Consider the following 18,468-nt stretch of genomic DNA (forward strand, 5'->3'; position numbering starts at 1 on the left):
AAATTTGTCTTAGTGCTATATAATCTTTATAGTAAACCATCTTACATGACTGTCACTTAGTAAATTTAGAATGCTAAGTAATTTGTTATAATTTCATGCCAAGATAGTGATTAATACTGCAAAAGTGGAGTAACAACTTTGGAAGCGCGCGTAATTGGTCTAGAAAAATTAGGGAAACACGACGTAGAACTCGTGGGTGGTAAAAACTCATCATTAGGTGAAATGATCAGCCATCTAGCAAATGCTGGTGTATCTGTTCCTGGTGGTTTTGCTACTACAGCTCAAGCATATCGTGAATTCCTCGAGCAAAGTGGCCTAAACGCTAAAATTAACGCTGAACTTGCTGCACTCAATGTTGACGATGTAAATGCACTTGCTGAAACTGGTGCAAAAATCCGTCAATGGATTGTAGACACTCCGCTTACAGCTGAACTTGAAACAGAAATTCGTGAGGCTTTCACAGCTCTTTCAAACGGCAACCCTGATATCGCGGTTGCCGTTCGCTCATCTGCAACAGCAGAAGACTTACCAGATGCTTCATTTGCTGGCCAACAAGAAACTTTCTTGAACATCCGTGGTATCGACAACGTCCTTATTGCGATTAAAGAAGTATTTGCTTCACTTTATAACGACCGCGCAATTTCTTACCGTGTACACCAAAACTTCGCACATGACGTTGTTGCGTTATCTGCAGGTGTTCAACGTATGGTTCGCTCTGAAACAGGTGCTGCTGGTGTAATGTTTACACTAGATACAGAATCTGGTTTCCGCGACGCAGTTTTCATCACAGCTTCTTATGGCTTGGGTGAAATGGTTGTACAAGGTGCTGTTAACCCTGACGAATTCTATGTATCTAAACCACTTTTAAATGCAGGAAAACACGCTGTATTACGCCGTAACCTTGGCTCTAAACACCAAAAAATGATTTATGGTGAAGAAGGCGCTGCAGGTAAGTCAGTAGTTGTTGTAGACGTTGAAAAAGCAGATCGCCAACAATTCGCTTTAAATGACCACGAACTTCAAGAACTTGCTAAACAAGCATTGATCATTGAAAACCATTACGGTTCAGCAATGGACATCGAATGGGCGAAAGATGGCGATGATGGCCAAATCTATATCGTTCAAGCACGTCCTGAAACTGTGAAGAGCCGCCAAAACGTAGGCACAATGGAGCGTTACCTGCTTAAGCAAAAAGGTAATGTGATTTGTGAAGGCCGTTCAATCGGTCAACGCATTGGTTCTGGTCGCGTTCGTATTGTGACTTCAATCAAAGAAATGGACAAAGTTCAAGACGGCGACGTACTTGTATCTGACATGACTGACCCAGATTGGGAACCAGTAATGAAACGTGCAGCTGCGATTGTCACTAACCGTGGTGGCCGTACTTGTCACGCTGCGATTATTGCACGTGAGCTTGGTGTTCCTGCAATCGTAGGTTGTGGTAATGCGACTGAAGTATTGACTGACGGTCAAGAAGTGACTGTTTCTTGTGCTGAAGGTGACACAGGCTTTATTTACGAAGGTGCTTTGGACTTTGAAATCCAACGTAATTCTATCGAATCTATGCCTAAACTTCCGTTCAAAATTATGATGAACGTAGGTAACCCTGACCGCGCATTTGACTTTGCTCAAATTCCTAACGAAGGTGTTGGTCTTGCTCGTCTTGAGTTCATCATCAACCGTATGATCGGCGTACATCCTAAAGCATTGCTTAATATTGACAGCCTACCACGTGAAACTCGTGCTGCTGTAATGTCACGTACTGCGGGTTATGCATCTCCTATCGAATTCTATGTTGAAAAACTAGTTGAAGGTATTTCTACACTTGCTGCAGCGTTTGCTGACAAACCAGTGATTGTTCGTATGTCTGACTTTAAGTCAAACGAATATGCAAACTTAATCGGTGGTAAGTTATACGAACCTGAAGAAGAAAACCCAATGCTTGGCTTCCGTGGTGCAAGCCGTTATGTATCTGACAATTTCCGTGACTGCTTCGAACTTGAATGCCGCGCACTGAAAAAAGCGCGTGACGAAATGGGCTTAACCAACATTCAAATCATGATTCCTTTCGTACGTACTGTTGCTGAAGCGAAACGTGTTATTGAATTGTTAGCGCTTAACGGTCTTAAACGTGGTGAAAACGGTCTTAAAGTGATCATGATGTGTGAACTTCCAACTAACGCATTATTGGCTGAACAGTTCCTTGAACACTTCGACGGTTTCTCTATCGGTTCTAACGACTTAACTCAGTTAACACTCGGTCTAGACCGTGACTCTGGTATCGTTTCTCACCTATTTGATGAACGTGATCCAGCCGTTAAAGCACTTCTTTCTATGGCAATCCATGCTTGTCGTAAAGCTGGCAAATACGTAGGTATTTGTGGTCAAGGCCCTTCAGATCACCCTGACCTAGCTAAATGGTTAATGGAACAAGGCATTGAGTCTGTTTCGCTTAACCCAGACTCAGTATTAGACACTTGGTTCTTCCTTTCTGAAGAAAAAGCTCAACAAGCTTAATAAACTGTGTTAAAAAAAGACCCACATGTGGGTCTTTTTTTTTATTTATACTTTTACAGACGTTTTTTGAGATTTTAGTTTTATGCAGATTTACTTGGCACGAAATAACCAACAAGCTGGTCCCTACACCTTAGAACAACTTAATCAAATGCTCGCGAGCCAACAAGTGTTACTCACGGACTTGGTTTGGCACCAAGGTATGACCGAATGGAAAGCTTTGGGTGAACTCACTCAAGGTCAGTTGGTTTATATGCCTGCAGGTTATATAGCACCGACAGCATTCGAATCAAATCAAACTGCAACTACGCCATCGAACACCTACGCACAGCCTCAAGCGGTACAATTGCAAACTAGCCTAGCCAGTATTCCTAAACGTGTTTTGGCTAAGATCGTTGATTTACTGCTTTGGATACCGGCAACTTTTATCTTAACGGCATTTTTTAATCCAAGTGAAAAGACACAATTTGCCAATCTAAATGAACAGTTTATGCAAGCTGTGATGACCCCAAATGCTGACCCTAATGTTTTACAAGCACTACAAACACAAATGGTTGAGATGTTTCCCAACCAAGCTTGGATTGCAATGTTTGCTTACCTCTTCATTATGCTTTTCATTCAAGCGTATTTGATTGCTAAATCTGGTCAAAGTATTGGTAAAAAAATCACCAAAATTAAAATCGTAGATGCCGAAACCAGCCAACCTGTAAACCTCATGCGTGGCTTCACTTTACGTAGTGTTTTATTTATTTTTCTGAACTTTTTATCGATGCCTTTAAGCGCAATCATTGATTCCGTTTTTATTTTCGGCAAAAAGCGTCAAACTTTGCATGACAAGTTAGCAAAAACCAAGGTAATAAACCAATAACTTTCACTTTTATTGAGGGATGAATTTCTCATCCCTTTTTTGTGCATTACATTGAAATTAAAATAAAATTCAGATAAAAAAAACACAATCCCGACCAACAAAATAGGGTTTTAATACAGTCATTTAAAGCATCTTTATGTATAGCTTAGTTTGCCGATATCAGGCATAATGCCCTACAACGTAGCGGTGTCACATCATTGTGAACTTTTTTTCATATCTGAAAAATCACAATCATGCGACACTTTATTCGCTATCCCAATTTTAAAAATTAGGGAATGGGACTCTTCACCGAGGTTGTAAAATGAGACAAACAATTTTAGCTGTATTGTCTTTATCTGCGATCGCTGCACTCTTAACTGGGTGTGGTGGTGATATGGTACTTCTAAACTCAAAAGGTCCAGTTGCTGAAGGTCAGTCAAACCTCATGCTTACTGCGATCTACCTAATGTTGTTGGTAGTTATTCCATCAGCACTTATGGCTCTTTGGTTTGGTTGGAAATATCGCGCGTCAAATAAAGATGCAGACTATGCACCTACTTGGGCACACTCGACTGCAATTGAAGTTGTAGTTTGGGGTATTCCCGTAATTATTATCGCTATTTTAGCTTGGTTAACTTGGTGGGGTTCCCACAAGTATGACCCTTACCGTCCACTCGAGTCAGATAAAGCTCCTTTAACTGTTCAAGTTATTGCTGAACAATTTAAATGGATCTTCATCTACCCTGAACAAGGCATCGCGACTGTAAACGAGATCCGCTTCCCTGAGAAAACTCCTGTAAGCCTTCGTTTAACATCTAACTTCACAATGAACTCATTTTTCATTCCGGCGTTAGGTGGTCAGATTTATGCTATGGCAGGTATGCAAACTCACTTGAACTTATTAGCTGATGAAACTAGTCCTGCTGAAGGCTTCCGTGGTTTCTCTTCTAACTATTCAGGTTATGGCTTCTCACAAATGCGCTTCCGTGCACATGCTGTGACTGATGCTCAGTTTGCTGAATGGGTTTCTGCTGTTAAAGCTGGTAATGGTTCTTCAGTTAATCCTGAAGCGGTTCAAAAAACTGTTTTAGACCAAGCTGAATTTGCAACCTTACGTGACGGCAACCGTTCTAAACACCAGATCGAAGTTTTAGTTGCCAAAGCAACTACTCCTGAAGAGAAGGCTCTAGCTGAAGCAATGAAGCCTTACCCTACTAAGCCACACCCAGTGACTTACTATTCTTCAGTTGAACCTAAATTGTTCGAATCAGTGATTAACAAATACATGAGCAACTACCACGGTGCTGATCATACAGCTACTGTTGGACACGAAGCTGCTGCTTCTGAAGCTCATGCAGGCGTTGAACATGCGACTGTTGCAGGGGAATAAGACATGAGCTTATTAGGTAAGTTAGGACCAGATGCAATTCCACACGACCCAATCGTGTTGGTTACTGTTGCAATGATGATCCTTGGCGGTATCGCAATTGTTGCTGGTATCACCTACTTTAAAAAATGGGGCTACTTGTGGAACGAATGGTTCACATCTGTAGACCATAAAAAAATTGGTATCATGTATATCCTCGTGTCAATTGTCATGCTTGTGCGTGGTTTTGCCGATGCGATTATGATGCGTCTTCAACTGTTCCTTGCAAAAGGTGGCGGTGAAGGTTACTTACACCCAGAACACTATGACCAGATCTTTACTGCCCATGGCGTAATCATGATCTTCTTCGTAGCAATGGGTCTAGTTGTTGGTTTAATGAACGTTGCTGTACCACTTCAAATTGGTGCACGTGACGTAGCATTCCCATTATTAAACTCTCTTAGCTTCTGGTTATTCGCCGGCGCTGCGGGCTTGATGATGGCTTCTCTTGCAATTGGTGAATTCGCTGCAACAGGTTGGATGGCTTACCCTCCACTTTCTGGCATCGAATACTCTCCAGGTGTAGGTGTAGACTACTATATCTGGGCACTTCAGGTTTCTGGTCTAGGTACGCTTCTTACTGGTGTTAACTTCTTCGTTACCATCATCAAAATGCGTGCGCCTGGCATGAAACTTATGGACATGCCTATTTTCACTTGGACTGCATTAGTTACTGTAGTGCTTATCGTTGCAACATTCCCAGTTTTGACTGCGACTATTGCAATGCTTTCACTTGACCGTTACTTCGGCTTCCATTTCTTTACAAATGACATGGGTGGTAGCCCAATGTTGTATGTAAACTTGATTTGGACTTGGGGTCACCCGGAAGTTTACATCTTGGTATTACCAGCTTTTGGTATTTACTCAGAAGTTACTGCTGTGTTCTCACGCAAAGCGTTGTTCGGCTACAAATCTATGGTGTACGCAACTGTAGCAATTGGTGTTCTTTCACTAGTTGTATGGGTTCACCACTTCTTTACAATGGGTGCTGGTGCCAACGTTAACGCGTTCTTCGGTATCATGACCATGATCATTGCGATCCCTACTGGTGTGAAAATCTTCTCTTGGTTATTCACCATGTACAAGGGCCGCATCACCTATACAACTCCAATGCTTTGGACACTTGGCTTCCTTGTGACTTTCGGTATTGGTGGTTTAACAGGCGTATTAATGGCAGTTCCACCAGCGGACTTCTTAGTACACAACTCTTTATTCCTTATCGCTCACTTCCATAACGTAATTATTGGTGGTGTAGTGTTCGCGATGTTCGCGGGTATCATTTTCTACTGGCCAAAAATGTTTGGTTGGAAATTGAATGAAACTTGGGGTAAAGCAGCGTTCTGGTTCTGGTTCTTCGGTTTCTACTTTGCATTCATGCCACTTTATATCCTTGGTTTCATGGGTATGACTCGTCGTTTGAATACATATGACAACCCTGAATGGGATCCGTACTTAGCGATCGCTTTATTTGGTTCTGTATTGGTTGCTATCGGTATCTTCTGTTTTGTTATGCAAATCGTTGTTGGTTTCCTTCAACGCAAAGACAACATGGACGTTACTGGCGATATCTGGGATGGTCGTACTCTTGAGTGGGCTACTTCATCTCCTTCACCATTCTATAACTTTGCTTATCTTCCAAAGATCAATGGTATTGATACTTTCTGGACTGACAAAGAAAATGGTGTTGCTTACGCTAAGCCAACTACATACGAAGACATCCATATGCCTACAAACCGTGCGGCAGGTTTCGTAATTGCAATGTTTATTACAGTTATGGGCTTCGCATTAATCTGGCATATCTGGTGGTTAGTCGTTGTAACTTTCATTGCTTCAATTATCAGCTTCATCGTTTCTTCTTTCACTAAGAAAGTTGACTACTATGTTCCAGCTGCAGAAGTTGAACGTATTGAAAATGAACGCTACGCGCTTCTTGAAAAACATTTGAAGAAGGACTAAGACAATGGCTGAAGTACTTCATCACGACAACCACGGACATGACGAACATCATCATCACGATGATACTGACATCACTGTCTTTGGTTTCTGGACTTACTTGATGAGTGACTTGGTTCTTTTCGGGACACTCTTCATCGCGTTCGCTGTATTAAGTAGCCACGTTCCAGTGGGTACGCCAAGTGCACAAGAGCTGTTTGGTGAATCTTTAGGTTTCGTTTTAACTGAAACTTTCGCCCTTCTTATCTCTTCTGTAACTTTTGGTTTTGCTGTTCTTGCGGCATACAAGAAAAATGTTGGTCAAGTTTTAACTTGGTTAGCAGTTACTTGGGTATTTGGTGCAGCCTTCATTGGCATGGAACTTTATGAGTTCAATCATTTAGTTCATGCTGGTCATGGCCCAAGCACAAGTGCGTTTTTATCTGCGTTCTTTACTTTAGTTGGTACGCACGGTATTCACGTAACTTCTGGTTTGGTATGGATGCTTGTGTTGATGTTCCAAATCAAGAAATATGGTTTGACACTTCCAAACACTCGTCGTCTTGCTTGCCTAAGCTTGTTCTGGCACTTCCTTGACATCGTTTGGATCTGTGTATTCAGCGTTGTTTACTTGATGGGAGTTATCTAATGAGTCACGATCATAACTCTGCTGGTGCAGCTCACGGTAACGTTAAACAATATACAATCGGTTTTATTCTTTCTGTTCTACTTACCGTAATTCCATTCGGTATGGTAATGGCAGGTGGTTTTAGCCGTGGTCTATTGGTTGCCGTAATCGCGATTACTGCGGTTGCTCAGGTTCTTATTCAGTTAGTTTACTTCCTGCATATGAACTCTTCTTCAGAGCAACGCTGGAACGTGATTGCATTTGTTTATACAATCCTCACAATTGCTATCCTTTTAGTAGGTTCTGTGTGGATTATGAACTACCTTCACTTCAACATGATGATCTAAACTGGTCGTCATGCTGAAAAAGTATTTATTCCTGACTAAACCAGGAATTCTCTTTGGTAACTTTGTTACCGCTTTGGGTGGCTACTTTGTAGCTGCCCAAGGTTCTGTAGATTTCCTTCTGTTGCTTCTTACCCTCTTAGGCACCCTCTTTGTGGTCGCTTCTGGATGTGTTGTCAATAACGTTATTGACCAAGACATCGACTCAAAAATGCAACGCACACAAAATCGTGCGATGGTTAAAAAATCAATCTCGATTCCTGTTGCTTTAGTTTTTGCTTTAGTTTTAGGTGTATTTGGTTTTAGCATTTTATGGTTCTGGGTAAATGCTTACGCTTTTCTTTTTGCTGTTATTGGTTTTGTCGTATACGTTGGTTTTTACAGCTTATGGACAAAACGAACAACAATCCATCAAACCATTATCGGCAGTCTTTCTGGCGCAGCGCCACCTGTAATCGGGTATACGGCTGTTGCAAACCAGTTTGATTTAGGTGCATTACTGATTTTTATTGGTTATGCATTTTGGCAAATGCCTCATTCTTGGGGAATTGCAGTTTACCGATTTGATGACTACAAAAATGCAGGAATTCCAATTTTACCTGTAGCACGTTCAATTCACCGTACCAAGGTTGAATCTTTGGTTTACGTGATTTTGTTCTGCATCACCATGAACGGTTTATACTTTTATGGTTATGCCAATTGGATTTATATGATTGTCCTGAATGCCTTAAGTCTGTATTGGATTTATTTAACCATTCAAGGATTCAAAGCTGAAGATGATCAAATTTGGGCAAAACAATATTTCATGTTTTCAGTCAAATTGATCACAGTGATTAGTTTAATTTTTAGTTTTACTTCCACTGCCCCTCTGAAGCCAATTGTATTTTTTTAAAGAAGATAGAGTTTTACTCTATCTCTTTTTATTTCTAGGCATCTTCAATGCAAAGCAAAAATTTAAATCGAAATACTACTATACACACTAAAACTGTTTTAACGCTGATTCTCCCAATATCTACCCATGTACAATAGATTTCAGACAAGTACAAAAATATTTCATATTTGTATTAGGATTCAAATCGATATCTACAATCAAATATGACAAAAGATCTTTAATTTAAATCAAATTTATATCATTACAACGTCTATATGATCGTAACTCATCAAATACAAGATAAGCTCCCCGCAATTAAAAACATATCTCCTATTTTACAATCTGCATCCGATTCTAGCTGTGTATTAAAGATAGTCATTAAACCACAAAATAATTAAGCCTTTTTAGGTGTATGCCTTGTATTTCAAACCTAAACGCTCTAAAATTCACGCTTCGCAAACTTTGCGACACAACTTTAGTTGTGACTCCTTGCTTCAATCAATTAATGATTGGGGCTGCCTAAACCGTAAGGAGCTGACAATGCGTCACTACGAAATCGTACTATTGGTACATCCAGACCAAAGCGATCAAGTTGTGGGTATGGTAGAACGTTACCTAACTCACATCAAAGAAGCTGAAGGTCAAATCCACCGTCTTGAAGACTGGGGCCGTCGTCAATTGGCTTACCCAATCAACAAGATCCACAAAGCTCACTACATTCTTATGAATGTTGAGTGTGGTCAAACTACTCTTGATGAGCTAGAAGAATTGTTCCGTTACAACGATGCAATCATTCGTAGCCTTATCATCCGTCGTGAAAACGCTATCACTGAAGAGTCACTATTGGCTAAGAGTGCTGAAGAAAAACGTGCGCGTAAAGCTCAACGTGAAGAAGCACAACAAGCTCAAGACTCTGCTGAAGCATAAGGAGAACATAACATGGCACGTTTTTACCGTCGTCGCAAGTTCTGCCGCTTTACAGCTGAGAACGTTACGTACATCGACTACAAAGATATCGACACTTTAAAACAGTACATCACTGAAAACGGCAAGATTGTTCCTAGCCGTATTACAGGTACTAAAGCTCGTTACCAACGTCAATTAGCGCTTGCTATCAAACAAGCTCGCTACTTGTCTTTGATCCCTTACACTGACAATCATAAGTGAGGTTGAGCTGTGGATATTATCTTATTACAACGCATTAAAAACCTTGGTAAATTAGGCGATAAAGTTTCAGTTAAAGCTGGTTACGGCCGTAACTTCCTTATCCCTCAAGGTAAAGCAGTTGCTGCTACTGAAGCTAACACTGCTGCATTTGAAGCTCGTCGTGCTGAACTTGAGAAACAAGAAGCTGAAGTATTAGCTGCTGCTCAAGCACGTGCTGACCAATTGAACGAAGTTAACATCGTGATCACTGCTAAAGCTGGTGACGAAGGTAAACTATTCGGTTCTATCGGTACTCGTGACATCGCTGACGCGTTAACTAATGCTGGTCTTGTTGTAGACCGTGCAGAAGTTCGTTTACCAAATGGTGCGCTTCGCAACACTGGTGAATTCAACATCGCAATCCAATTGCATCATGATGTTGTTGCAGAAGTACTAGTTACTATCGTAGCTGAGTAATTTCTTGCAAAGAAAAGAGCATGCTTACGCATGCTCTTTTTTTATCTGTAAAAAATAGTGCTCCAACTTTTTTTATATTTTTAACTCTTCATTCAATTCAATGAATGACGAATTAATCGGAAATACTTGTTCGCATTTCTGTAGAAAACGCCTATCATTTCAGTTAAATGAAGAGTTGAAAAACTGTCATTAGCACCCATTTCCATCACATTAAATGGTTTCAGCATCAGGGATTTTTATGTCACAGGCGAATGCCATCAAGCCAAACTCTACGCCAACAGCAAAAACCACAGAACAAAGTTCGTTGAAAGAGTTTCGTACCCCACCCCATAACCTTGCGATTGAACAAGCCGTGCTTGCTGCACTGATGACCGTTGCAGAATCTTTTGAGCAAGTGGGTGATGTACTGACTGAAGCTGATTTTTATGCGACCCGTCATAAATATATTTTCCGTGCCATCGACCAGCTATCAAAAGATAGCTCTCCTTATGATGCGGTCTTGGTCAATGACTGGCTGATTAAACAAAACTTGCTCGATGCTGCAGGTGGCGAAGAATATCTGATGCAACTGATGTCAGATTCACCTTCAAGTTTCTATAATCTTGAAACTTATGCTGCAAAAATTAAAGAATTTTCCACTTTACGCAGCATGATTAAAGTCAGCTCAGAAATTTTACAAAATGCCTATGACACCAAAGGTCGTACGGTCAGTGAAATTTTAGATCTCGCAGAAACCAATATTTTCTCGATTGCCGAGCAACACAACAACAACGCCAAAGCACAAGGCCCTAAAGCTATTAACTCTGTCGTTGCTAGTGTTTTTGATAAGTTGAATGAACTTTCACAAACTGAAGGCAGTATCACGGGTTTAACCACTGGATTTGTAGAACTTGATAATAAAACCTCAGGTATGCAAGCAGGCGATTTGATTATTGTGGCGGCCCGTCCATCGATGGGTAAAACTACTTTTGCCATGAACTTGGTTGAAAGTGTGCTGTTTAATAACAACCTGCCCGCTCTAGTTTACTCTATGGAGATGCCCGCTGACTCGATTGCGATGCGTTTGATTTCATCATTCGGTCGTGTACACCAAGGGCATTTACGTGCAGGTAAAATGGATGCTGATGAATGGTCAAAAGTCACCAGTACCATTGTGCATCTCCAAGAAAAGAATTTGTATATCGATGACTCGTCTGCACTACCTCCAACGGAAGTACGTGCCCGCGCGCGCCGAATTGCCAAAATGCATGGCGGTAAACTTGGCTGTATCATGGTCGATTATTTGCAGCTTATGAAAGTACCCGGTATGGGTGATAACCGTGTTGGCGAGATCTCGGAAATTTCTCGAAGCTTAAAGGCACTGGCTAAAGAAATGCACTGCCCAGTAATTGCACTGTCTCAGTTGAATCGATCACTGGAAAACCGTCCTAATAAACGCCCAGTGATGTCCGACTTACGTGAATCGGGTGCAATCGAGCAGGATGCCGATTTGATCATGTTTATTTACCGCGACGAGGTTTATAACAAAGAATCTAAAGAAGCGGGTACTGCAGAAATTATTATTGGTAAACAGCGTAATGGTCCTATTGGTACTGTGCGCCTTGCCTTCGAAGGTCAATACACCAAATTTAGTAACCTCTCCCCTGAGTTTTATGCTCAGTATGATGATGAAGAGTAAAGACTCTTTATCATCCATTAATTCATCGACCCTGTAGGAGTATTTAGGGTGCGCCAAGCTACAGTTTATATTGATCAACAAGCACTTCAATATAATTTAAACCGTGTCAAACAACTTGCCCCAACCGCTAAAATTGTAAGCATGGTAAAAGCCAATGCTTATGGACATGGAGTTAAAGACTGCTTAGCAGCCTTAAAAGACAGTGATGCCTTCGGTGTTGCCTGCCTAGAAGAAGCCTTAGAAATTCGTGAACTGGGTTATGAACAGCCAATTACACTCATTGAAGGGATTTTTTCAGATGATGAAATGCAAATTATCATCGATAAAAAAATTGAATGTGTGGTGCATCATCAGCAACAACTAGATTGGTTACGTGAGCATAAAGATGCCTATATCGCTCAAGGTCTGAAAGTTTGGGTTAAACTCAACAGCGGTATGAACCGTTTAGGTTTTAAAGTACCTGAAATTATTGATGTTATCAATGCATTAAAGGCGGACGGTTTTACTTGCGTACTGGCTATGCATTTTGCCAATGCTGACGCAGAAAATCATCCACTAAATGACCAACAACGTGAACAATTTTTACACGTAAAAGAAGCCTGTGCGCCAATCATGGGTTCGTGCTGTAACTCAGCTGCAATTTTCAAATGGCCAGAACTGAATTTTGATTTTGTTCGCCCAGGCATCATGCTATATGGCGCTACACCTTTTGCAGACCGTTCTGTAGAAGCATTAGATCTTAAACCGGTGATGACCTTTACCGCTGAAGTCATAGCTTTAAATACCATTCAAGCTGGTGAATCTGTGGGTTATGGATCGACTTTTGTTGCAGAGCAAGAAATGAATCTTGCGATTGTGTCGATTGGTTATGGTGACGGTTATCCACGTGCCTTCCCTAAACAAAACTATGTATCTATTCAAGGACAGAAAACACGTGTGATTGGTCGTGTTGCCATGGATATGATTGCGATTGATATCACTGGTATGAATGCACCAATAGGCACTGAAGTTGAGCTTTGGGGTAAAGACCGTTTAGTTGATGACGTTGCAGAAGCGAACGGAACCATTGGCTATGAATTATTATGCCGTATGAGCGCGCGCCCTGTACGTAAATTAGCTTAATTAGCCAAATCAAAAAGCCTAGATCAAATCTGGGCTTTTTTTATTCGCTTTTTAAATTGATCTATTCGTTGATCAAATCGTTATTGAAAATAGTCAGCTGTTGGTTTTGCCAATTCTATTAAGCCCTGACGCAATGCTTCCGACCAGCCTTTACTGATCATGGTGAAGTATGGGTCTTCTTCATAAATGCGCTTACCATTTGGTATTTCTAAACTGTCCTTTTTATAAACCAAAGCATCTAAAGGCATACCTACAGACACATTCGAACGTATCGTTGAATCAAAAGAAATTAAGCAACAACGCATTGCTTCATCGAGTGGCATATCGTAACGCAAAGTTCGGTCAAGTATCGGCTTACCATATTTACTTTCTCCAATTTGAAAATATGGGGTATCCGGTGTCGCACAAATAAAATTACCTTGCGGATAGATATTATATAGCTGCATATCAGCGCTACCAATTTGACCACCTACTAATAAACTACAGTAATAATTACTTTGTTCTAAAATATCTGAGGTGACATCAGAGATAACTTTTTTTAAGGTATGCCCGACCAGTTCAGCCACTTCAAACATCGTATTTACACTATATAGATTCGGCTCTTGTTTGACTTCTAGTCTATTTTGTAAATGCCCGATGACCGCTTGTGTAGTAGCTAAATTCCCAGAGGTTTGGATGGTAATAAATCGCTCACCCGCAACACCAAAGGTATAAAGTTTACGAAAAACTGAAATATGGTCAACTCCTGCATTTGTACGTGTATCACTGACAAATACCATGCCATCTTTTAATCGTAATGCACAACAATAGGTCATTTTTATCCCTCTAAGATTAACAACTCAACACTTGTACAATTGAACTCATTGACTCAATACCACCTTTATCACGAACGCCTCGAACTGGAGCTACATCCCAGTAGTCCCGCCCAATCGCGACATAAATATGTGATTGTGGTGTAAATAGCTGATTACTGACATCAAAACAATACCATTTATTTTCGATATAGACTTCTACCCAAGCGTGACTGGCAAGGTGGCTACTATTCGGCACAAATAAATACCCAGAAATATAACGTGCAGGAATACCCAAATAGCGACACATTGCGATCATGACATGAGTATGATCCTGACATACCCCCTGCTTATAATGAAAAGCATCTATTGCAGAAGTATGTACAGATGTCTGATTCGAAACATAGGGAATATGCGCCAAGATCGCTTCAGCCAAACGAATTAGATTGACACGATTGATACGAGGGACATAACAATCGGCAAAACTTTTCATGTAAATGTCGCATTGCGTACTCGGCGTTGGCTGTAAAAACAATTTCGGGTTTAAATCATCCGCATTTGAATCATTTGAACTCAAATTCATCTCTACGATGCCCTGCGCCATAATGGTCATTTGAAGATAAGGTTCGCTCTGCGTTGTGGTCAACCACACATTACCAAAAGTATCCAATTGCATATCACGTTGCCCCGGCACACTCACATCCCAATTTTGCACCTGTTGATGCGCATTAGTGGATGGGGTCATTTTGATATATTGAATGCTTCTGCTAACCACATCAGTGTAAACATAATGGGTCTGATGGTTGATCATGAGCCTCATACAGCCACCTCAAACATATTTTGGATATGATCACTGAAATGGTAAAAATTTTGGCTATTCGGTTGTTGCTTTAGTGCCTGCCATGCCTCTTGCACACTTTCCCAGCCAAACTGAACTAAAGCGATTACGATATGTTCAATCTTCGCTAGGGTGTATTGAATCTCCTGCTGCATGCGTAACTGGCGATCAAGCTGCTCTATGGCTTGTCCTAAACTAAAAAATAAAAATACATCTTCAGATTCGGACTCTAAAACATCTTGGCAATCTGTTACCACGTCACAGATATAACCTGGGTTATCACTCGCATTACGAATTAAACGGCTGAGTTCTGCATAACTTTTTGCTGAAAGCACACCCCTTAAGTCCTGTATATTACTTTGGGCATATTTAAATTGGCTGGAAAATGACGCCGGTTGCTCCGCATTTAAAACCAATTCATTCATTGAGTCGGCATCGAAGGCTGGTAAACAAAAAGCATGTGCATAGTTCAATGCCATATCGACATCTTGAAATGGAAAAATACTGCATAAATATTGAGTGCGTGCTAAATAACGTCCCAACCAAAAAATATGTTCTGCATTACTGTTTAATAAAATCATGTTTTGCTCCTTCACTGGAGTGCTATGAGCGTAAATCGTCTACTACCCACGTATCTTTAATACCGCCGCCTTGCGAAGAATTCACTACCAATGAACCTGCTTGCATCGCGACACGAGTTAAGCCACCCGGTACAATTTCAGTTCGATATGGAGAACTCAGTACAAATGGGCGTAAATCGATATGGCGTTCCGAAACACCCGCCTCACTTAGGGTTGGGCTGACAGATAAATTTAAAGTCGGCTGTGCAATATATAAATGTGGTGCTGCGGCCACTTTATCTTTAAAGCTATTTAATTCTTGTAAAGAAGCTTGTGGACCGATCAGCATGCCGTAACCACCTGAACCCTGCGCTTCTTTGACCACCAATTTTTCGATATTCGAGAGCACATAATCCAATTCGTTCTGCTCACGACATTGATAGGTCGGCACATTTTTCAGGATCGCTTGTTCGCCTAAATAGAAATGAATCATTTTATCCACATATGGATAAATCGATTTATCATCTGCTACGCCTGTTCCTGGTGCATTTGCAATGACCACATTATGTTGCATATACGCTGACATGAGCCCTGCTACGCCCAAAGTACTGTCAGGTTTGAAACATAATGGATCGAGGAAAGCATCATCCACACGACGATAAATTACATCAACCTGTTGTCGACCTTTGATGGTTTTCACATAAACCTTATCGTTTTCTACATAAAGGTCACGCGATGTCACTAAGGGTACATCCATCTCCCTTGCCAAAAAGGCATGTTCATAATACGCACTGTTAAAACGCCCTGGGGTTAAAACCACGATAAACGGGTTATCGACGTAGGCATTTTCTGCAAGAATTTCACGTAAAAGCTGCGGATACTGCTCAATCCCCATAATGTTGCTTTGCTGGCAAAGTTCAGGCATCAGTTTTTGACTGATCTTACGGCTTTCTAGCATATATGACACACCCGACGGTGTTCTAAGATTATCCTCAAGAACGTAAAATTCGCCTGATTGATCACGTATGATATCAATGCCACTGATTTGGCTATAAATTTTACCTTTTAGCCCATGCATATACATTTGTGGCAAATAGGCTTCATGCGTTAAGACTTGCAGTTCAGGAATAATTCCTGCTTTTAAAATATCTTGTTGATGGTAGACATCATGTAAAAACAGATTGAGAGCTTTCACGCGCTGTGCACAGCCCAGTGATAAATTATTCCATTCCTTTCGTGCAATCACACGAGGAATAAGATCATAAGGAATAGTGCGTTCAATGCCCTCATCTTCGCCATACACTGTAAAGGTAATACCCTCATAGAGAAAATGTTGTTTTGCTACCTGATTTAGTTGTTTTAATTCATCAAGTGTATGCTGTGATAACCACTGCTCTATCCGTTGGCATGATTCTTTAGCTACCGTTTTGCAGTCGCGCATTTCATTAAAAAAATTCGAATTAAATTGATTAAACAGCGCATGTCCTCGAGTAAGAGGTAAATTTTTTAATGTAGAGACAGAAGTATTGACCAACTTTGCCTCATAACCCTCAATTCCATTTGAAGTTGTATTACGATTTTCTTTCAGCATAGCAACTCCATGTTTTTCTCATGTTTTATGAACTAGATAATGCAATATATATGCCATCAATAAATATGTTGCTTCTCTTTGATTATTTATGCATCATTTTTGCAAAGCGGTACAGCATCTAACTGCTCAAGTTTTGTCAAATTGCGTTATTAAAATCATCTTAGTTTTTTTCAGATGAAGACTTGCTTAACGCAGGAAGATTTCTTATTGTGTCCCACAGCATCATTTTATTTATTTAAGTTCAAGTTCAAGTTCAAGCACTAGATTATGTCTTCACAAGAAAAAGAAACGTCAAACAGCCTCTATCGTCAGTGGCAAATTCTTTCACGACTGTCCACAGGTAAGTGGATGGGTACTCGTGAATTACAAGAAATACTGAACCGTGAAGGCATTGATATCAGCCTACGCACCATTCAGCGTGACTTAAATCAAATTTCTCTGCGTTTCCCAATTGAGAGCAGTAAAACAACGCCACAAGGCTGGCGTTGGCGTTCCGATGCACCGATTCAAAGCTTGCCACATATGACCAGCTCGCAGGCGGTCACCTTTATGATGGTTGAGGAACACCTAAAACATTTGCTTCCACCAAGCTTAATTGAAGAAATGAATCCTTGGTTTGATCTCGCACGTCGAAGTTTGTCGTCGCAAAATAATGTCCGTCAGTGGATTAACCGCGTGCGAATCGTGCCAGCTACTCAGCCATTGATTCCTCCTGTGGTTGAAAAAGCTGCACAGCAATCAATTTATGAAGGCTTACTACAAGACAAACAACTCGAATGTCTTTATCAAGGTCGTGGACAACAAAGTGAAGAAAAGACCTATATTTTAAATCCACTGGCTTTGGTCCAAAAAGGTGCAATTATTTATTTGGTTTGCACACGTCATGACAAAACAGACATCCAAACCTTTGCTTTACATCGTTTTAAATCTGCTACGGTCTTAAATTCACGTGCATTACACCCTGTCGATTTTGATATTGATGCCTATATTGACTCTGGAGCGCTTGGCTTCCGTGTGGACTTCAATAAACCGACTGAAATGATTCAACTTAAATTAACCATGTCTGAAGCAGAGGCGGTTTATTTTGAAGAAAGTCAGCTAAGTAAAGATCAAGTGATACAAAAAACCGAAGATGGCTGGGTTGAAGTCAGTGCAACAGTACCATTTACCTCTCAATTAACATGGTGGCTGCGTAGTTTTGGTAAAAAGATTCAGAAAATTGAACCTGAAGAAGTCGCTATTGTTGTACAACAACGCAATGACTAAACCGATCTCAGACTTTCTGCTACCTGAAATGTTAAATTTGAGGTAGCATTTTTTATTTCACAACGAATACTTATCACATAATCTAGGCTTAAATTTTCTTAAAATATCAACACATAAAAAAGTCCCAACGCTGGGACTGGATAATTTCTTAGAATATTTTTGTAATTTTAGTCGTTTAAGTCAAAGGAACTACAGCATAAGTTCCTGCTGAATACCTTATGCCGTAGCGCTAATTTCTCATGGCTATAATCAATTACTGACATAGGCAGGCTAGGTCGGCATTATTATAACGAATAGATTTCATAGTCATATTCAGCACCTCGTGTTTAGAAAGTAAAATCACTTTAACCTCCATTTTGCGTACTGTGAAATAACAAGAACCGCGCTGCTTTTCACAAATTTTCTTAAAGAACATTCCTGCTTTTCTTATCTGATTT

Annotated in this window: 17 protein-coding genes; 13 read left to right on the forward strand and 4 right to left on the reverse strand. The window is 40.6% G+C overall.

The window, feature by feature from the left end; translation table 11 throughout:
• Positions 1–138 precede the first annotated feature (138 nt).
• The 12 genes from ppsA (at position 139) to alr (ending at position 12,985) form a co-directional block, all read left to right on the forward strand.
• The gene (gene ppsA, locus FTU62_RS09335; RefSeq protein ID WP_111884281.1) at positions 139–2,517 is read left to right on the forward strand and encodes a phosphoenolpyruvate synthase; all 2,379 of its coding nucleotides are present in this window, start codon (positions 139–141) and stop codon (positions 2,515–2,517) included.
• A gap of 82 nt (positions 2,518–2,599) precedes the next feature.
• On the forward strand, positions 2,600–3,382 hold the full coding sequence (locus FTU62_RS09340) for an RDD family protein (protein ID WP_180093567.1): 783 nt from the start codon (positions 2,600–2,602) through the stop codon (positions 3,380–3,382).
• 301 nt (positions 3,383–3,683) lie between these two features.
• Entirely contained in the window at positions 3,684–4,751 is a 1,068-nt protein-coding gene (cyoA, locus tag FTU62_RS09345) for a ubiquinol oxidase subunit II (RefSeq protein WP_078193967.1), read from the forward strand.
• A 3-nt stretch (positions 4,752–4,754) separates the two neighbouring features.
• Positions 4,755–6,743, forward strand: a complete 1,989-nt coding sequence (gene cyoB, locus FTU62_RS09350; RefSeq protein WP_078193968.1) for a cytochrome o ubiquinol oxidase subunit I — start codon at positions 4,755–4,757, stop codon at positions 6,741–6,743.
• A gap of 4 nt (positions 6,744–6,747) precedes the next feature.
• On the forward strand, positions 6,748–7,368 hold the full coding sequence (gene cyoC, locus FTU62_RS09355; protein ID WP_078188581.1) for a cytochrome o ubiquinol oxidase subunit III: 621 nt from the start codon (positions 6,748–6,750) through the stop codon (positions 7,366–7,368).
• Positions 7,368–7,694 (forward strand): cytochrome o ubiquinol oxidase subunit IV, encoded by a 327-nt coding sequence (locus tag FTU62_RS09360; RefSeq protein ID WP_078188582.1) that lies wholly within the window; start codon positions 7,368–7,370, stop codon positions 7,692–7,694. Before cyoC ends, FTU62_RS09360 begins: the two co-directional genes overlap by 1 nt.
• Positions 7,695–7,704: 10 nt before the next feature.
• The gene (gene cyoE, locus FTU62_RS09365; RefSeq protein WP_180035271.1) at positions 7,705–8,583 is read left to right on the forward strand and encodes a heme o synthase; all 879 of its coding nucleotides are present in this window, start codon (positions 7,705–7,707) and stop codon (positions 8,581–8,583) included.
• Positions 8,584–9,102: 519 nt separating this feature from the next.
• Positions 9,103–9,489 (forward strand): 30S ribosomal protein S6, encoded by a 387-nt coding sequence (gene rpsF, locus FTU62_RS09370; protein ID WP_004696436.1) that lies wholly within the window; start codon positions 9,103–9,105, stop codon positions 9,487–9,489.
• Between the two features lie 12 nt (positions 9,490–9,501).
• Complete coding sequence (rpsR, locus tag FTU62_RS09375) at positions 9,502–9,729, forward strand: 30S ribosomal protein S18 (protein WP_004278792.1); 228 nt, start codon at positions 9,502–9,504, stop codon at positions 9,727–9,729.
• A 9-nt stretch (positions 9,730–9,738) separates the two neighbouring features.
• Positions 9,739–10,185, forward strand: a complete 447-nt coding sequence (gene rplI / locus FTU62_RS09380; RefSeq protein ID WP_078188585.1) for a 50S ribosomal protein L9 — start codon at positions 9,739–9,741, stop codon at positions 10,183–10,185.
• Positions 10,186–10,423: 238 nt separating this feature from the next.
• Positions 10,424–11,863, forward strand: a complete 1,440-nt coding sequence (gene dnaB, locus FTU62_RS09385) for a replicative DNA helicase (protein WP_111884293.1) — start codon at positions 10,424–10,426, stop codon at positions 11,861–11,863.
• 48 nt (positions 11,864–11,911) lie between these two features.
• Entirely contained in the window at positions 11,912–12,985 is a 1,074-nt protein-coding gene (alr, locus tag FTU62_RS09390; RefSeq protein ID WP_180102503.1) for an alanine racemase, read from the forward strand.
• An 80-nt stretch (positions 12,986–13,065) separates the two neighbouring features.
• Here the strand turns inward: alr and FTU62_RS09395 are convergent, their stop codons facing one another.
• Genes FTU62_RS09395 through FTU62_RS09410 form a run of 4 tightly spaced genes read right to left on the reverse strand, consistent with a single transcriptional unit; the run spans position 13,066 to position 16,765 of the window.
• Positions 13,066–13,800, reverse strand: coding sequence for a proteasome-type protease (locus tag FTU62_RS09395; RefSeq protein ID WP_180102504.1), 735 nt, complete (start codon positions 13,798–13,800; stop codon positions 13,066–13,068).
• A 16-nt stretch (positions 13,801–13,816) separates the two neighbouring features.
• Positions 13,817–14,596: a transglutaminase family protein gene (locus FTU62_RS09400; RefSeq protein ID WP_180102505.1), complete on the reverse strand. Its 780-nt coding sequence runs from the start codon at positions 14,594–14,596 to the stop codon at positions 13,817–13,819.
• On the reverse strand, positions 14,593–15,195 hold the full coding sequence (locus FTU62_RS09405; protein WP_180102506.1) for an alpha-E domain-containing protein: 603 nt from the start codon (positions 15,193–15,195) through the stop codon (positions 14,593–14,595). The genes FTU62_RS09400 and FTU62_RS09405 overlap by 4 nt, the downstream gene beginning before the upstream one ends.
• Before the next feature lie 22 nt (positions 15,196–15,217).
• Positions 15,218–16,765 carry a circularly permuted type 2 ATP-grasp protein gene (locus FTU62_RS09410; protein WP_180102507.1) on the reverse strand — a complete coding sequence of 516 codons (1,548 nt, stop codon included), beginning with the start codon at positions 16,763–16,765 and terminating at the stop codon, positions 15,218–15,220.
• 267 nt (positions 16,766–17,032) lie between these two features.
• Here FTU62_RS09410 and FTU62_RS09415 point away from each other — a divergent pair, with 267 nt between their 5' ends.
• A complete protein-coding gene (locus FTU62_RS09415; protein ID WP_180102508.1) occupies positions 17,033–18,031 on the forward strand; it encodes a YafY family protein in 999 nt (332 codons plus the stop codon).
• Positions 18,032–18,468 lie beyond the last annotated feature (437 nt).

The sequence above is a fragment of the Acinetobacter sp. YH12126 genome, from assembly GCF_013418745.1.
In the GTDB taxonomy this organism is placed as follows: Bacteria; Pseudomonadota; Gammaproteobacteria; order Pseudomonadales; family Moraxellaceae; genus Acinetobacter; species Acinetobacter amyesii.

Bases quoted from the DNA above. Each gene is read 5' to 3' on its own strand.
- FTU62_RS09415 (WP_180102508.1), top strand. From the start codon at position 17,033: ATGTCTTCACAAGAAAAAGAAACGTCAAACAGCCTCTATCGTCAGTGG.
- FTU62_RS09360 (WP_078188582.1), top strand. From the start codon at position 7,368: ATGAGTCACGATCATAACTCTGCTGGTGCAGCTCACGGTAACGTTAAA.
- cyoB (WP_078193968.1), top strand. From the start codon at position 4,755: ATGAGCTTATTAGGTAAGTTAGGACCAGATGCAATTCCACACGACCCA.
- FTU62_RS09395 (WP_180102504.1), bottom strand. From the start codon at position 13,800: ATGACCTATTGTTGTGCATTACGATTAAAAGATGGCATGGTATTTGTC.
- dnaB (WP_111884293.1), top strand. From the start codon at position 10,424: ATGTCACAGGCGAATGCCATCAAGCCAAACTCTACGCCAACAGCAAAA.
- FTU62_RS09405 (WP_180102506.1), bottom strand. From the start codon at position 15,195: ATGATTTTATTAAACAGTAATGCAGAACATATTTTTTGGTTGGGACGT.
- cyoE (WP_180035271.1), top strand. From the start codon at position 7,705: ATGCTGAAAAAGTATTTATTCCTGACTAAACCAGGAATTCTCTTTGGT.
- cyoC (WP_078188581.1), top strand. From the start codon at position 6,748: ATGGCTGAAGTACTTCATCACGACAACCACGGACATGACGAACATCAT.
- FTU62_RS09400 (WP_180102505.1), bottom strand. From the start codon at position 14,596: ATGAGGCTCATGATCAACCATCAGACCCATTATGTTTACACTGATGTG.
- rpsR (WP_004278792.1), top strand. From the start codon at position 9,502: ATGGCACGTTTTTACCGTCGTCGCAAGTTCTGCCGCTTTACAGCTGAG.
- cyoA (WP_078193967.1), top strand. From the start codon at position 3,684: ATGAGACAAACAATTTTAGCTGTATTGTCTTTATCTGCGATCGCTGCA.
- FTU62_RS09410 (WP_180102507.1), bottom strand. From the start codon at position 16,765: ATGCTGAAAGAAAATCGTAATACAACTTCAAATGGAATTGAGGGTTAT.
- rpsF (WP_004696436.1), top strand. From the start codon at position 9,103: ATGCGTCACTACGAAATCGTACTATTGGTACATCCAGACCAAAGCGAT.
- FTU62_RS09340 (WP_180093567.1), top strand. From the start codon at position 2,600: ATGCAGATTTACTTGGCACGAAATAACCAACAAGCTGGTCCCTACACC.